This window comes from Bradyrhizobium sp. CCH5-F6 (assembly GCF_001556045.1).
Taxonomy (GTDB): Bacteria; Pseudomonadota; Alphaproteobacteria; order Rhizobiales; family Xanthobacteraceae; genus Bradyrhizobium.
In genome coordinates, this window is the sequence record NZ_LSIC01000101.1 from 160,073 (window position 1) to 174,192 (window position 14,120).

Sequence of the window (14,120 nt, forward strand, 5' to 3'; positions counted from 1 at the left end):
CGCGAGGTCAGGCGCGACGACGGCGAAAAAAGTACATGCACGATTCAAATTCGCACTCGTTGCGACTGACAGAATGAAAAAAATCGCTAGGTTCAAACAGGTGATTCGGAAAAAACTGCCGAGTGCGGAAGTCGTCCCGCATTGGTTCACACGCGGAAACAATTGCTGCTTCATGCGCGGCACGCGTGTCGCGTTCGATCATCTAGTGCCGCGTAATGTCAGCGTTTTCTCCCGGATGCATCTTTTCAGGATGGATGATCAGTCATGGCGCGAGACGATGGGACGATTGCAGGTTCGGCGCGCGCGTGTTGCGCATCCTCGGCAATTATTGCCCGATGCTCGGCAAAAGATACCTGGTAACGTCTTGAAAAAACACAAAAATTCGCCGCCTGAATTGTTCGCGACCTGCGTTCAACGCCTGGAAGCCATGTGGCATGTGCGCCGCCGGCATAGCGGGTTGGAGATTGCGGGATGAGTTACGCTGCTGATGTCTGGGCTCCCGCCGGGGCCGCGATCACGACGACGGTGCCCCCTGACGAAACCGTTCCGCTCGCGCCAGACAGCGTTCCGGTCGCAGACAACGTGGTCTTCGATGAGGACAGCGAGCTCCTGGACAGACTCGCGGCAGACGATGAGGCTGCGTTCCGCATGCTGGTCGAGCGTCATATCGATCGCGCCTATGCGATAGCCCTACGCATCGTCGGCAATGCGGCGGATGCCGAGGACGTCGTGCAGGACACCATGCTCAAGATCTGGAGCCATCGCGGACGCTGGCAGCACGGCCGCGCCAAATTCTCGACCTGGCTCTATCGTGTCGTCTCCAATGGCTGCATCGATCTGCGCCGCAAGCCGCGCACCGAGAATGTCGAGACGGTGCCGGAAGTCGCCGATGGTCAGCCCGACGCCGCAAGTGTCATCGAGCGCAACGAATTGAACGGCATGCTGGAGCTCGCGATGGAACGCCTGCCCGAGCAGCAGCGCATTGCGGTGATCCTGTCCTACCATGAGAGCATGAGCAACGGCGAGATCGCCCAGGTGATGGACACCACGGTGGCCGCGGTGGAGTCCCTGCTCAAGCGCGGCCGCCAGCAGCTTCGCCAGCTCCTGCGCAAGCACGAGCACGACATCCGAACCGCGTTTACCGACTGCTAACCATAAAACCGGCCCCTCCAAGGTTTCGCGCCTGATTTGCCTTCGCTCCGTCGTTTGAGCGAACGGACGGGGCTGCGGTCCGCGTCGTCGTAAGTCGATCTCCACGAAGCGGCACGCCGTGCCCGTCAATACAGGAGCTTTCAATGCCCGCAATCAATACCAACACTGCCGCCAACGCCGCGGTCCGTTACCTCAACATCAACTCCGCGCAAGAGACCAGCTCGCTATCGAAGCTGTCGAGCGGCTCGCGCATCACGTCGGCATCCGATGACGCCGCCGGCCTTGCGATCTCCACGCGCATCTCCTCGGACGTCACCACACTGCAGCAGGCCGCGACAAACGCCTCGCAGGCCACCGCCATCCTTCAGACCGCCGACGGCGGCGCGTCGAACATCTCGGACATTCTCGCTCGTATGAAGTCGCTGGCGTCCGAGTCTGCGTCGGGCACCACGACCGACTCCAGCCGCGCCTATATCCAATCGGAATTCTCGCAGCTCAATTCCGAAATCGACTCGATCGCGACCGGCACCCGCTATTCCGGCCAAAGCTTGCTCGACGGGTCCAGCGTGTTCTCGTCCGGCGTGTCCGTGCTGGTCGGCTCGGACGGCTCCGACACGATCACCATCACGTTGAGCAGCCTGACGTCGTCCTCTCTCGCTGTCTCCTCGCTTGACGTCAGCACCCAGTCTGGCGCGACATCGGCACTCGACGCCCTCGATACCGCGATCGACACCGTGTCTGCCGCTCGCGCCTCGATCGGCGCTCAGGAATCGCGGTTCAACTTCTCGTCGGATTCGATCTCGACCCAGACGCAGAACCTACAGGCGGCAAACTCCGCGATCAGAGACGTGGATATCGCGGCCGAGCAGTCCAAGCTGTCGTCGGCCGAAGTGAAGACACAGGCTGCCGTGTCGGCGCTGGCAGCTGCCAATCAGATGCCGCAGTACCTCCTCAAGCTCCTGGGCTGATGATCAACCGAGCGGGCCGGCATGAGGCCGGCCCGCTTCCGACCTTGGGGTAGTCAGTGGCCAGCGTCAGCTCAACCAGCAGCTCGAGTTCAGGCGTCACCGTGACCACGAGCGGGACGACCAATTCGAGCAGTATCGACTGGTCAGCGCTGATCCAGTCCGCCGTGGATGCGAAGACCGCGCAGGCGGATACGATCTCGACCACCATCACGAACAACGAGGCCAAGATCGCGGCCTATCAGACGCTTCAGAGCGATCTGCAGACGCTGTACTCGGGCTTGTCGTCACTGTCCACCGCGGTGGTCAACTCGCTCTCCACCAGCGCGTTCGCGACGCGCGCGGCGAGCATCAGCTCGACCGGAGACGTGAGTGCTTCCTCGGCGCTCTCCATGACGATCAAGAGCGGAGCTGCGATCGGAGACCACACGCTGACGATCAGTCAGCTCGCCACTGCACACAAGGTTTCCGGCACTGCGCAATCGAGCCGGACCGATGAGCTCGGCTTCTCCGGCACGTTCTCGATTGGTCTGGAGGGCGGCAGCACGGCCGATATCACCGTTACCGACACGATGTCGCTCCAGGATGTCGTCGATGCCATCAATGCTCAGACCTCGACGACGAATGTCCAGGCCTCGATCGTGCAGGTGTCCAGCACGTCGTTCCAGATGGTGCTGACGGGGACGGAGGATGCCGCCGACATTGTCTATTCGAGCGCGTCCGGCGACGATATCATGAACGAGCTTGGCGTAACCGACAGCTCGGGCAGCTTCGCAAACGTGATCCAGGAGTCGCAATCGGCCGAGTTCTCGCTCGACGGCATCGCCATGAGCCGCGACACCAACGACATCTCCGACGTCCTCAGCGGGGTCACCTTCAGCCTGCTCCAGGCGACCCCGGACGGAACGTCGCTGAACATCAGCATTGAGACCGACACCAGCCAGATCCAGTCGGCGCTGGAGACGTTCGTGACCAACTACAATGCGTTTCGCGACGAGGTCATCGCCCAGCAGGCGACGGCAACCGACGGCACGGCGGACTCCAGCGCGGTGCTGTTCGGCGACGGAACGATGCGCAACATAATGGATGCGCTCCAGAACGCTCTGAACACGACTGTAGCCGGCATGACCATGGCCGATCTCGGTCTGTCCTTCAACGAGAAGAACGAGCTCGAGCTGGATACCAGCACGCTGTCGGACATACTGAGCACGAATCTGAGCGGCGTGACCACGCTGCTGTCGGCGCAGACCACGACGTCTTCGAGCCAGCTGAGCGTCGTCAACACCGGAACGTCGCCGCAATCCTTCACCCTTGATCTGGCGGTCGATGCCGACGGCAACCTTACCTCGGCCTCGGTCGGCGGCGACGCCTCGCTATTCACGATCAGCGGCACCACGATCATCGGCGCTTCCGGCTCCATCTACGCCGGAATGGCCTTCACCTATAGCGGGTCGACGTCGCAGTCGATCACGGTGGCGTCGACCTCGGGCATTGCAACGCAGCTCTATCGGATCGCGAAGGACAGCTCGTCGTCGACCGGCGCGCTGCAAACGCAGATTGACCGTCTGACGACCCGCGACGATGAGCTTCAGCAGAGGGTCGACGACATCAACAGTGCGGCCTCCACGCTGCAGTCGCGGCTTGAGACGCAATACGCGAAGTACCAGGCGGCGATCGAGAGCGCCAACAGCACGCTCGATTATCTCAAGGCCCTGCTCAATTCCAGCTCGAGTGATTGATGATGCATAATCCGACGACATACATGGCCAACCAGGCCTATCGGGGAACGGCAACGAGCGTTCCGCCGCTCAAGGCGGTGTCGATGCTGCTCGGCGGCACGATCACCTGCCTCCAGAAATCGCTGAACGCTCAGGAGGCAAGGCGCTTCGAGGAGGCGCACGAACACCTCATGACGGCGACCGCGATCCTGCGCGGGCTGAGCCACAATCTCGACTTTGCCAAGGGTGGGGCGGTGGCGGAGCGGATGTTCCAGACCTACAACGCCCTGATACTGGCGAGCCTCAAGGCCTACGGCCGGCCGCATGCCCACGAGAGTTTTCGGCGAATCATCGCCGGGCTGACCGAGTTGCGGGAGGCCTGGGAGTTCGTCGATGCCACCTTGCGGAGCAGTAAGGCGGGGCCGCCCGATTCGACCTGCACGGGCTGAAGCGGGTGTTCCTCCGCAAGGGGAAGGGGCGTCGAGGGACGTTGTTTGGCCCAATTTCCGTAGGCCTACCCCGGCTTTTGGCGCCCGAAGCCGCCGAAATCCAGTTTCCGCCTCGCCTGCAATGCTTTATGACGGGCTGATTGAGGCGGGACCGGCGGGCGATGGACGTCACCGAGTTTGAGGAACTGATCGACCGGCTGGGCGAGGATCTCTCCCTCTGGCCCGACGATCGGCGCTTGCTTGCCGAAGAGCTGCTGGCGCACTCGTCGGCTGCGCAAGCCTTGCTGGAAGAGGCGCGCATCTTGCGCCAAGCGCTCGCCTCGCCCGCGGTCCGCGCGCCCAAGGGACTCGCCGACCGCATCGTCGCCGCCGCGGCGAAAATGAAAGGCGATACCGCCGAGCCGCGCACGGAAGGCGAGACGGCGGAGAGCTGAAGGGCTTCCCTTTCTATCCTCGTATATTCCGATCGCCCGTGGGCGACGAAGCTTTCCGATCGTCGTGGCCGGGCCTGACCCGGTGATCCATGTCTTGCTTCGCGCGACAAGCAACGTGGATGCCCGAGACAAGTCCGGGCGTGACGACGTCTCGGAACGAGGCTCGATCACCGCAGCAGATCAGCGTGAGACCGTCGCATCACTAGCGCGTACACGGCAGATTTTGCCGTGTCGAAAGCCGCTTTCGCGCGAGTGAATCTGCGCCTGAATCCGCGCGCCCACCCGTTTCATCAGCACACAGATTTCAAGCTCCGCAGACGACACCTCGTCAACGCGGTGCGGGAAAGCCGGAGTTTCTGATGACCGTTTCCGCAACGAGTTCTGCGTCGACCGCCACGACGACGATATCGTCGTCGTCGAGCACGTCATCCAATTCGACGCTGACATCCAGCGATTTTCTGACGCTGCTCGTCAGCGAGCTCCAGAACCAGAACCCGCTGGATGCGACCTCGACTACCGATCTCGTCAATCAGCTCACCTCTTACGCGAATTTCACCTCCCAGCAGTCGATCAATTCCAATCTCAGCTCGCTCGCGAGCTCGTTCTCGAGCCTGGTGACGCTGAATTCGGTGAACTACATCGGCCATACCGTCGAGGCGAAGACGGACACCTCGACGCTGACTAACGGTTCGGCGACCTACGGCTACTCGCTGTCCTCGGCCGCATCCGACGTGTCGATCAGCATTCAGGACTCCGCAGGCAACACGGTGTGGACCGGCACCGGGACCGGCAATGCCGGATCGAACAGCTTCACCTGGGATGGCAAGGACTCCAGCGGCAACCAGCTCTCCGACGGCGGCCAGTACACGATCTCCGTGACCGCGACGAATTCCACCGGCAACTCGGTCCTCAACTACACGACAGTGACCGGCACCGTGACGGGCATCGACACCTCGACCTCAACACCCTCGCTCACGGTCAACGGAATTTCCGTTAGCGCAGCCAACATCATCGGCGTCACATCCTGATTTCTTACGGAGTTCCATCATGAGTCTCAGCGGAGCATTGTCCTCGGCGATCTCGGCGCTCAGTGCGCAGAGCCAGTCCCTGTCGATGATCAGCGACAACATCGCCAATTCCGACACGACCGCCTACAAGACGACGACCGGGATGTTCGACGCGCTCGTGACGGCGTCGAGCAACACGACCTCTTATGCCTCGGGCGGCGTCACCATCTCGGGCCGCGCCAACATCACCCAGCAGGGCCTGCTGGCCGCGACTTCCAACGCCACAGACGTCGCGATCCAGGGCTCTGGCTTCTTCGTTGTGACCGACGCCAAGTCGGGCGGAACCGTCGCCTACACTCGCAACGGTGCCTTCACCACCGACAACGCCGGCTATCTCCAGAACGACGGCTACTACCTCGAGGGTTGGCGCACCGACGCGGACGGCAACGTCGTCGGCAACGAATCGGCGGGCAATCTCGAGCCCATCAACACCCAGGTCGCCTCGACCAGCGGCAGCGCCACCACCAAGACCACGATCGCCGCCAATTTGCCCTCGGACGCCGCGACGGGCGACACCTATACCAGCTCGATGACGGTCTACGATTCGCTTGGCGCCGCGAATTCGATGCAGATCACCTGGTCCAAGACCGGCGCCAACACCTGGAGCGCGAGCTTCGCCAATCCGACCTCGGCCTCCGACACGACGACCGCGACCGGTACGGCTTCCGGTACGATCGACATCACCTTCAACAGCGATGGCTCGCTGGCCAGCACCAGCCCGGACCCGGCGACCGTCTCGATTACCGGCTGGACCGACGGCGCGGCCGACAGCACCATCACCCTGTCGCTCGGCACCGCCGGAAAGACCGACGGTCTGACCCAATACGCGTCCGGCGAGACGACGCCGTCTGTCAACGTCACCAGCATCGAATCGGATGGTCTGTCCTACGGCAAGCTGTCCAGCATCTCGATCGGCAAGAACGGCGTGGTCAATGCGACCTATTCCAACGGCGAGACGATCGCGATCTACAAGATCGCGGTGGCGACGTTCGCCGACCCCAATGGGCTCGCCGCTTCGAGCAACGGGATCTATTCGGCGACCGTGACGTCGGGAAATGCCTCCTTGCAGGGCTCCGGTGAGAACGGGGCGGGCACGATCTACGGCAGCGAGCTGGAATCCTCCACCACGGACACCAGCAGCCAGTTCTCGAGCATGATCTCGGCGCAGCAGGCCTATTCAGCCGCCTCTCAGGTGATCTCCACCGTCAACAAGATGTACGACACCCTGATTTCGGCGATGAGGTGAGTGATGCGCAGTCAGGAAGCCGGGGCGGCCGGAGAGGCGCTGCTGCGTCGGCTGCAACGGCTGGTGGGGCGGGCCGCGACCGTCGACGGCCGCGACCGCAAGCAATTGCTCGCACTTATCGACGACCTCGGGACGACCCGTCTCGGCCTGATGCGGGAATGCGCGGAGGTCGAGAACGAGATGAGGCAGGCAACTGTCAGGAAGACCGCGATCGGTGCATATCTGCGCAGCTCGCAGGTCGGACGCGGCAAACGGAATAACTAGAAGGCGATGACCATGACTGTAGCCAAAGCCACGAGGACGAACGCCGCAATCGGCGACACACGGATCAAGTCGCTGATCGCGCTCATCGACGTCCTGACCGCGCTTGTCGCCGAGGAGAACATGGAGCTCGCCAGGGGCCTGCCGGCCTCGCGCCTGAAGCAGGTCGACGAGAAGAACCGCCTGGCTGAAATGTTCGAACGCACCGTTGCCGAGTGCGCGGCGGGCACGACCAGCTTGAACGTACCGGACCGGATTCTGCGCGAGCAGCTCATGGAGCGGATCCTGAAGCTGCGTGCGGCGATGGACGAGAATCTGGTTCGCCTGCGCGCTGCGATCGAGGCCAGCAATCGTCGCATCGAGGCCGTCATGCAGGCGATCCGCGAGCAGATTGCGACGGTGTCGCCCTATGGCGCCTCCGGCCGGGTCGCCGCACGCCCCGTCTCCAGCGGCACCAGCCGCAGCGCCTGACCGAAGGTCCGCCGTGTCACTCAACATCGCACGATCGGTCGCCTTCAGCGGGTTGTCGGCCACGTCGGTTCAGATCAGCGTGACGTCGTCGAACATCTCGAACGCGGACACGACGGGGTACACCAAGAAGACTGCGAGCCAGTCGAGCAGCGTCACCAACGGCGTCGGCACCGGTGTTGCGGTGACCGGCATCACCTCGACGGTCGACAAGCTGCTGCTGAAGTCACTGGTCGGGGCGATCTCCGACCTCGGGTCGGCCGATACGACCAATAGCTATCTGACCTCGCTCGAAAAGCTCTACGGCTCGACCAGCAGCACCGATGGTAGCTCCACGGGCACCTCGCTTGCGAACAGCATTGCCGCGCTGGAATCGGCCTTGTCGTCGCTGGAGAGCTCGCCGAGCAGCGCCTCCCTGCAATCCAACGTCGTCGGTGCGCTCGACGACGTCGCGAGCCAGTTGCGGGAGACGTCGAGCGGGATCCAGAAGCTCCGCGGCAACGCCGACCAGGACATCGCGTCCTCGATCGACGAGGTCAACGCGGACCTGCAGCAGATCGCGGACCTGAACGCGCAGATCAAGCAGACGGCGGCAGCCGGCCAGTCCACCGCGGACCTGGAAGACCAGCGCAACACCGCGCTCCAGGACCTCGCCTCCAAGATGAACATCAGCTACTTCACGGCGTCGAACGGCGATCTCCAGATCTATACCACGTCAGGCCAGGCGCTGGTCGACAGTTCTGCCCACGCGATCAGCTATACCACCGCCTCCAGCGTCACGGCGTCGACGACCTACACTGCCGGTTCCTCCACCAGCGGTTTCAGTGCCATCACGGTGAACGGGGTCGATATCACCTCCCAGATCGCCGGCGGTGATATCGGCGCGCTGATTACGCTTCGCGATGAGACGTTGCCGGCTGCCCAGTCCCAGCTCGACCAGCTGGCGCAGCAGCTCGCCTCCGCAATGAACAGCGTCTCGAACGGCGCGTCCTCGGTGCCGGCGCCGACGAGCCTGACCGGCACGACGAGCGTGACCGCCGGCATGGCACTCGCCGCCAGCGGCACGGTGCGTATTGCGGTCACTGACCAGAGCGGCAGTCTGGTCTCCTACAGCGATCTCGATCTGTCGTCTTATTCCACGGTCGGCGATCTCGTCACCGCCGTCAACGGCATCTCGGGATTGTCGGCTTCGATCGATGCGGACGGCCATTTCTCGATCACGGCGACCGGGTCCGGCAACGGCGTCGCGATCAACGAGATGACGAGCTCGGTGGGAAGCACCAGCGAGGGATTTTCGGAGTATTTCGGGCTCAACGACGTCGTGACCGGAACGAGCGCGTCGGATATCGCAGTCGACAGCAAGATCTTGTCGGGAACGAACGGGCTGCAGCTGGCGACGCTGGATTCGTCGTCGCCCTTGACTGTTGGCAGCACGGTGCTGTCATCGGGCTCGGCCACGGTGATCAATGCCTTCTACGATGCGCTCACGAACGCACGGACATTTGCCTCGACGGGTGGGCTTGCCGCGACCACCGGATCCCTTGCTGATTATGCCTCCACCATCGTAGCCGATGTCGCGAGCAAATCCTCGCAGGCGTCCACCAGTTACACGGCCAAGGAGACCGCGCAGTCGACCTACGCGAACTCGCTGTCGTCGCAATCGGGAGTCAATCTCGACGAGGAATCGGCGACGCTCAGCACGCTCCAGAACAAATATTCGGCGGCCTCCGCGCTGATTGAGGCCATCAACTCCATGTACTCGGCATTGCTCGCCGCGGTACAGTCGGCATAGGAGGGAACTGAAGCATGGTGGCGATGCGGGTCGCGACCTTCGCGCAGTCGAGCAAGATGATCTCCGACGCGCTGCGCGTGCAGGCGGTCATGGCGGAGAAGCAGGTCCAGGAATCGTCGGGCATCATCTCGAGCGATCTCGGCGGCTACGGCTCGGACGCCCAGCACGTCGTCAACCTCCAGGTCTCGGTGACGCGCGCGCAGTCCTATATCGATGCCGCGACGCTCGCCGGCAGCAAGGTGCAGGTGATGTACTCGGCGGTCGGTTCGATGACCGACATCATCACTCAACTTCGTTCCCAGCTCAGCGCCGCCTCGACCGGAAGCTCGACCGAGACGGACTCGGTGATCAGCTCCGCCCGGCAGATGCTCGAGCAGATGGCATCGATCATGAACACGCAATATGACGGCCAATATGTCTTTGCCGGCGGCAAGACGGACGCGGCCCCGGCCGATCTCACGGGCTTTTCGTCTGGAACGGGGTCCCTTACCACCGCGGACACCAGCTATTACGGTGGCGACGACGAGATCGCCTCGGTGCGTGTCGCCGCCGGTGAAACCGTTTCCTATGGTGTCACCGCCGACAATTCGGCGTTCGAGGAGGCGATGCGTGTGCTGAAATTCGTGGCCAACAGCACCTCGCTGTCATCCGCGGACATCTCCAGCGCGCTCGATCTCGCCAGCGCGGCGCTCGATGACACCGCGGCCGTGCAGGCGAAGCTTTCCATGGCGGCGTCCTCGATCGAGACGGCAAGCGCCCATCAGACCGACTACAAGAGCTACGCCGAGACGTTGTCGAGCGACCTCACCAGCGTCGACGTCGCCGCGATTACCGCGGAGCTCTCGACATACGAGTCGCAACTTACCGCGTCCTATTCAGCGCTCGGCAAGATCCTGAGCCTGAATCTGGCGAGCTATCTGAAATAACTATTCCGATTGCAATGAAGCCGTCATCGCGACGTGCAACCCGGCCAACGGGATCACTGGTTTCACCCGGTCGTTCAGCTTGCTGAATATCTATTCGGGCATTTAATGTACAAACCAGGTTGGGCTATCGGCCCGATTTACGAGTCTCGGCTGGTCTACATACTTCGTCGTGCCCCCGCGGAAAATTCCGCTTCCCATTCAGCAGTTTCCGCATGGATTCAGCGCCGTGTGGGCGGAGGCTTCGCGCATGGTTCAATTGTGCAGCGGATTTTTATTATACGGTAAATATCTAAAACCCGTTGTCAATTACTGCCGATCACGTAAGCTGACCTCGTCCAAGTTCGTTCGGCTGGAGGACGCGATGTTGGATTCAATTCTCAGCAAGTACAACGTCATTTCGGATGAGCAGCAATTGGTTCAGCTGCGCGCGGAACTGATGAGCATTGGCGAGAAGGAGCGGATATTGAGAGAACGAAGTGCCGATCGGGAAGCCTATCGGTACCTCCTGGATGCTCATCGGTCGATTGAGAATGCTAGCCTTTTTCGAGATCAGGGATCGAACATGTTTCCGCAGGGAAGGAGCAAGGAAGGTCAGCTGGCGGCTTAACTGACCCGATTGTGTTTCATACAGGCCTGGTCGGCTGGTGTGCGCCCGCCTGAGCGGGAACTGCAACATTGCAAGCCAGGCCACGTTTGAACGTTCGTGGGCGGCGGCTGTCCGCTCTTGGAGTGCCGCGAGAATAGTGCATCAGAGACGCTCTGTACGCCCCGTCCATACGGAGCGAGACAGGCGAATTCATATTGGCTGTGGCCGTGCTGGAAAGATCGTCGGCAGAGATGGTATTGAGACCGGCTCGGGATGCGGTGTTCGCGCTGCTGGACGGTCGATCGGTGCTCTTCAGCGAAGCCGGCCAGAAGATGTTTGAGCTGGACCGCGTGGGGGCCTTCATCTGGTGCAAGCTGGCGCAGGGCGCTTCTCTGGAAACCGTCCATGAGGAACTCGGCAGGCAGGGCATCGACGAGCCAGCAGCGCGCCAGTTCACGCGACAGCTTGTCGATGTCTGGATCGATCGAGGGGTGATCGAAGTCGATTGGCGAATGCCGATCGATGGTGGCTTCTCAGCTATTCTGGGGGGGCACAAAGTAGCCGTCAGGACTGCAAATCGGGACCTCATGAGGCGGCTGCTTTCGCCATTCTGTGTTGCGGACCGGGGCACCGGCGGCGACGGCGACATTGCAATCGAGGCAATGATGCTGGACGAGCAAGTGTTCTTGCGCGGAGAGGATTCCGGCGTCTCCAGATGTGACGTCGAGGCGCTGGCCCCCACGATCAAGGCTCACATCACCGAACGGCTCATTCGAAGTCATCGTTGGGTCTTTTCTCTTCACGCCGCTTCTCTCGTGACAGACGGTGTGGGCCTGCTGTTGTGCGGCCAACCGGGAGCTGGAAAGTCTACCCTCACACTGCAGCTGGTGGACGGCGGATTTCGGTACGCCGGCGACGATGTCGCGCTGGTTGGAGCTGACGGAACGATCTGCGGAGTTCCGTTTGCTCTCACCGTCAAGCAAGGATCGTGGGACATGCTCTCGCGACTGCATGGCGGCCAGTACGAAACGACGCATTGCCGCTCCGACGGCGTTCGGGTGCGGTACGTACCCATTCCGGATGCGCAAGCCCAGAGCGTTTCCGCAGGCTGGATCATCTTCTTGAACCGGGTCGCGAGCGGTCCGGCCGAACTGACCGCGATAGACCAGTTGGATTCGATGAAGCGGCTCGTCGAGAACGCGTTTGCCGCTGACGGAAGACTTTCGCAGGCCGGCTTTTTTGCTCTGAAGCGGATTGTCGCGGGCGCACGATCGTTTCGCCTCACCTACTGCGAAGCCGTCGAGGCTCGGCGTTTGCTCATGGATTTGTGCAATGGCAAGGCATAGCGCCGCGCTGACGAGCCTCTGCAGCTGTCTGCGAGGCATGCCGCCTGTCGATATCGAGTGGACGTCCGTGATCGGGCTCGCAAACCAGACACTGACGACGCCTGCGCTCATCGACTTTGTCGACCAGTTTGGAGCGATGCTGCCGGAGGACGTCTGCACTTATGTCGGCCAGATACATCGCCGGAACGTGCTGCGCAACAATCGGCTCCTCGCTCAACTGGAAGAAGCTGTCGTTGCGATGAACGGCCTGGGAATCACGCCGATCATGCTCAAGGGAGCATCGACACTGGCGACCGCGCCTGAGGAGCGGCGTGGCGTCCGGATAATGTCCGATCTGGATATCATGGTGATGCCCGAGGAGGCCGGAGAGGCAGTCGCCGCTCTATGTGCGATTGGTTACGAGATCGATTACCGGACTCCTCCCGGGAGCCAGAGATGGCACGTCGATCTGAGCCGGTCGCAGGACGTCGGGGCCATCGACCTGCAGCAGGCGGCTCCAGGTCCTGCGTACCTGTACCAGAGCCTCGGGCATGCGCTGAACCACTGCGTCCCTGCGCTGCTGGGACGGGGACGCGTTTATATCCCCACGCCGACCTACCGCGCGCTCATGTTGATCATCCATGATCAGTTTCAAGACTACGGCTATTGGCTTGGCGAACTCGACTTGCGCCACCTTGTCGAACTACGCGATCTGAACAATTCCGCCGAGGGCCTCGATTGGACCGAGCTTGCCTCTCTTGTCTCGGGCGAGTTGATGAAGAACGCGGTCGAGACCCAGCTGCTCGCTCTCGCCGAGCTGCTTGGCGTCGAGATCCCGCATGCGTTGCGCTCCCGGCTGGTTCCGCGCCTGCAGTTCATGCGACAGTTGATGCAAGCACGTTTTCCGGCCATGCGTCTGCCTCTCCTCGCAATGACGGTTCTGGATCTCAGGAATTATCGGAGGGTGATGACCACTGGGGCCGTGCCAACCAACGCGCGCCGCGGATTGTGGTCGATGCCGAGAGGAGACACCTTACGGTTTCTCGTGAGGGAGGCTAACGCCATTCGCGCGGGAAAAGTCTAGGGCCTGCGACGGCGAGACCTGCGCCTTCGCGAGGGGCGTGACCTTCTTGCAATTGCGCAGAGCTAGGAATGCTCTTGACCGCCGGCATTCCGGTCGGACGTGTCGCCATTCTCGCGGATCCTGAACTCCTCCAGCGTGTGTCCTGATTGGAGGGCGGCTACCAGCCAGCGGGGCTGCTTGCCGCGGCCCGACCAGGTTTCTGTCGGCTGAAGCGGGTTGTAGTATTTGGGTGCGACCTTCGGGTACTTGCGGCGGAATTGAAAGCGGGGCGGCTGGCCTGTCCCCGCCTCAGCCGCCCCGCTTTCAATTCCACCGAACTGATCTGGCTGATTGAGTTGCGCAAGCCGCTTTTCCAGTTCCCGCTTTTCGGCGGTGATCTTTTCGGCGAGAATCTTCGTCAGCTCCTCGTGGAGGAGCCAAAGTTCCTCGAAATCCATGGCTTCGAGATCTTGCCTGCGCATAGCATTCTCGTCACCGTTCGACTGACCCGTTATCCATCTTTCCATTCTTCACATCCGAGCGACGAATGAGTGATCGAACGCAGTCAGTACACAAATTGACGTCTCAATAAATATATTATATATTAACTTCTAATTATTGCGACGATTATTTTTAAATAAGTTCCGGCGGGCAGAGAAGCTTGCCGA

General features: G+C 61.8%; 16 protein-coding genes. 15 read left to right on the top strand and 1 reads right to left on the bottom strand.

Annotated elements, in window-relative coordinates:
- Positions 1–73: 73 nt before the first annotated feature.
- The 15 genes from AX729_RS39750 to AX729_RS18750 all read left to right on the top strand — a co-directional run bounded on the left by AX729_RS39750 (position 74) and on the right by AX729_RS18750 (position 13,473).
- Positions 74–475: a hypothetical protein gene (locus tag AX729_RS39750; protein ID WP_156457035.1), complete on the top strand. Its 402-nt coding sequence runs from the start codon at positions 74–76 to the stop codon at positions 473–475.
- Positions 472–1,152 carry an RNA polymerase sigma factor gene (locus tag AX729_RS18685; RefSeq protein WP_061025603.1) on the top strand — a complete coding sequence of 227 codons (681 nt, stop codon included), beginning with the start codon at positions 472–474 and terminating at the stop codon, positions 1,150–1,152. The genes AX729_RS39750 and AX729_RS18685 overlap by 4 nt, the downstream gene beginning before the upstream one ends.
- Before the next feature lie 143 nt (positions 1,153–1,295).
- Positions 1,296–2,120 (top strand): flagellin, encoded by an 825-nt coding sequence (locus AX729_RS18690; protein ID WP_061025606.1) that lies wholly within the window; start codon positions 1,296–1,298, stop codon positions 2,118–2,120.
- A gap of 56 nt (positions 2,121–2,176) precedes the next feature.
- Positions 2,177–3,856, top strand: coding sequence for a flagellar filament capping protein FliD (gene fliD / locus AX729_RS18695; RefSeq protein ID WP_082770473.1), 1,680 nt, complete (start codon positions 2,177–2,179; stop codon positions 3,854–3,856).
- Positions 3,856–4,284, top strand: a complete 429-nt coding sequence (locus AX729_RS18700; RefSeq protein WP_061025608.1) for a flagellar export chaperone FliS — start codon at positions 3,856–3,858, stop codon at positions 4,282–4,284. Before fliD ends, AX729_RS18700 begins: the two co-directional genes overlap by 1 nt.
- Positions 4,285–4,445: 161 nt before the next feature.
- Entirely contained in the window at positions 4,446–4,718 is a 273-nt protein-coding gene (locus AX729_RS18705) for a hypothetical protein (RefSeq protein ID WP_061025610.1), read from the top strand.
- Positions 4,719–5,077: 359 nt separating this feature from the next.
- Complete coding sequence (locus tag AX729_RS18710; RefSeq protein WP_061025612.1) at positions 5,078–5,746, top strand: flagellar hook assembly protein FlgD; 669 nt, start codon at positions 5,078–5,080, stop codon at positions 5,744–5,746.
- A 19-nt stretch (positions 5,747–5,765) separates the two neighbouring features.
- Positions 5,766–7,031 carry a flagellar hook protein FlgE gene (flgE, locus tag AX729_RS18715; RefSeq protein WP_061025615.1) on the top strand — a complete coding sequence of 422 codons (1,266 nt, stop codon included), beginning with the start codon at positions 5,766–5,768 and terminating at the stop codon, positions 7,029–7,031.
- 3 nt (positions 7,032–7,034) lie between these two features.
- Positions 7,035–7,295: a hypothetical protein gene (locus tag AX729_RS18720; RefSeq protein WP_061025617.1), complete on the top strand. Its 261-nt coding sequence runs from the start codon at positions 7,035–7,037 to the stop codon at positions 7,293–7,295.
- Between the two features lie 12 nt (positions 7,296–7,307).
- Positions 7,308–7,763 (top strand): flagellar basal-body protein FlbY, encoded by a 456-nt coding sequence (locus AX729_RS18725; protein WP_061025619.1) that lies wholly within the window; start codon positions 7,308–7,310, stop codon positions 7,761–7,763.
- Between the two features lie 13 nt (positions 7,764–7,776).
- The gene (flgK, locus tag AX729_RS18730; protein ID WP_061025622.1) at positions 7,777–9,552 is read left to right on the top strand and encodes a flagellar hook-associated protein FlgK; all 1,776 of its coding nucleotides are present in this window, start codon (positions 7,777–7,779) and stop codon (positions 9,550–9,552) included.
- A gap of 14 nt (positions 9,553–9,566) precedes the next feature.
- A complete protein-coding gene (locus AX729_RS18735; RefSeq protein ID WP_061025624.1) occupies positions 9,567–10,478 on the top strand; it encodes a flagellin in 912 nt (303 codons plus the stop codon).
- Between the two features lie 361 nt (positions 10,479–10,839).
- Positions 10,840–11,085, top strand: coding sequence for a hypothetical protein (locus AX729_RS40530; protein WP_061025664.1), 246 nt, complete (start codon positions 10,840–10,842; stop codon positions 11,083–11,085).
- 200 nt (positions 11,086–11,285) lie between these two features.
- Complete coding sequence (locus AX729_RS18745) at positions 11,286–12,410, top strand: PqqD family peptide modification chaperone (protein WP_245325263.1); 1,125 nt, start codon at positions 11,286–11,288, stop codon at positions 12,408–12,410.
- Positions 12,397–13,473 carry a nucleotidyltransferase family protein gene (locus tag AX729_RS18750; RefSeq protein WP_245325261.1) on the top strand — a complete coding sequence of 359 codons (1,077 nt, stop codon included), beginning with the start codon at positions 12,397–12,399 and terminating at the stop codon, positions 13,471–13,473. The genes AX729_RS18745 and AX729_RS18750 overlap by 14 nt, the downstream gene beginning before the upstream one ends.
- A 62-nt stretch (positions 13,474–13,535) precedes the next feature.
- On the opposite strand, the gene AX729_RS18755 is transcribed toward AX729_RS18750, so the two are convergent.
- Positions 13,536–13,934: an H-NS histone family protein gene (locus tag AX729_RS18755; RefSeq protein ID WP_061025670.1), complete on the bottom strand. Its 399-nt coding sequence runs from the start codon at positions 13,932–13,934 to the stop codon at positions 13,536–13,538.
- Positions 13,935–14,120 lie beyond the last annotated feature (186 nt).